Genomic DNA, 500 nt, shown 5'->3' with positions numbered 1-500 from the left:
ATTTGCTCAAAAGGCTCATTGTTGATATACATCATATTGTCAAGCTCCTGACCCACCGGTGCATTATCTGCATCTGCCTGGGTGAGGTAATAGGCGACGGTAAGGGTTGGGTCACCACCGGTGATTTCGGCGTCTCTAGAGGAAAGCACGAAGAAGTCAAAAACTCCGTCGTTATCATCATCACACTCCTCATAATCTGCAGGGGTTACGGGTACTGGCACCGGGAAGCTACGCACACTAAGGTTGACTGTAGAATAACAAGCCGTGGTATTATCGGTCACACGAGCCACCACAATCTGAGGGTTGGTGGTCATTGTAAACATTGTTTTGTCTGGAATACTTGCATCACCAGCATCAGCCCCAGCAAGATCTAGGTGATAGGTGATGGTAAGGTTTGCATCAAAACCACCCGTGATCTCAATATCTTTTGAAGAGAGGTCTACTGTGGTAAGTCCATCTATCACACCATCATCATCACAAACTTGAAGCTCGGTAGGTGT

Annotated in this window: 1 protein-coding gene; it reads right to left on the bottom strand. The window is 47.0% G+C overall.

Annotated elements, in window-relative coordinates:
- Positions 1–500 (bottom strand): hypothetical protein (locus tag Q0948_RS14860; protein WP_298491417.1); only part of this gene is annotated, 500 nt, incomplete at both ends.

Source organism: uncultured Dokdonia sp. (genome assembly GCF_947496725.1).
In the GTDB taxonomy this organism is placed as follows: domain Bacteria; phylum Bacteroidota; class Bacteroidia; order Flavobacteriales; family Flavobacteriaceae; genus Dokdonia.
Note: the sequence above shows the minus strand (reverse complement) of the source record. Positions and strands in the feature narration are given on the sequence as shown.